Below are 506 nucleotides of genomic sequence, written 5' to 3'. Positions count from 1 at the left end.
GGACAACTTCTCGCACGCTGAGACCGCACGTAATTATCGTAACTGGACAAGCAAAGGCGCGAACTCTCAATTTGTGATCATGCAGAACCTGCCTCCACGCGGCAAAGCGGCGCCAACAGTGCAGATGAACGATGACACCCTATATGGCGTGGCTATCGTTAAAGCCAAAAATGGCAAGGTGAGCTTTTCGATACCAGAGACAGACAACTATTTAGCCGTACAAGTAGTAACCGAGCGCGGTCATGGGCAACACTATGTGGTTGAAGATGGTGTGTATGAACTTGCTGTTGAGTCAGAATATGCGATGCTGATTTATCGCTCAGGCACAGAAAAAGGCATCCAGCACGCGGTTGAGCAATTAGACAAGGTCAATGTCGCTGATTTTAACTTTGCCACAGATTACCAAGTTCAGCCGTATAACTATGACGAAGTGGAAACTTGGGTGCAAAACTACACCAAAGAGGTCAACTCTATGGATAAATTCACCTATACCTTCCCTCGCACTA

The 506-nt window shown here is 47.0% G+C and carries 1 protein-coding gene; it reads left to right on the top strand.

Going from position 1 to position 506, the window contains the following annotated elements; translation table 11 throughout:
* On the top strand, window positions 1–506 hold a 506-nt coding region (locus HW561_RS23605; protein WP_176867795.1), incomplete at both ends, for a DUF1254 domain-containing protein.

The sequence above is a fragment of the Ruegeria haliotis genome, assembly GCF_013377785.1.
GTDB classification, from domain to species: domain Bacteria; phylum Pseudomonadota; class Alphaproteobacteria; order Rhodobacterales; family Rhodobacteraceae; genus Ruegeria; species Ruegeria haliotis.
The sequence above is the reverse complement of the archived record's forward strand: the minus strand, read 5'-3'. Positions and strand labels throughout refer to the sequence as shown.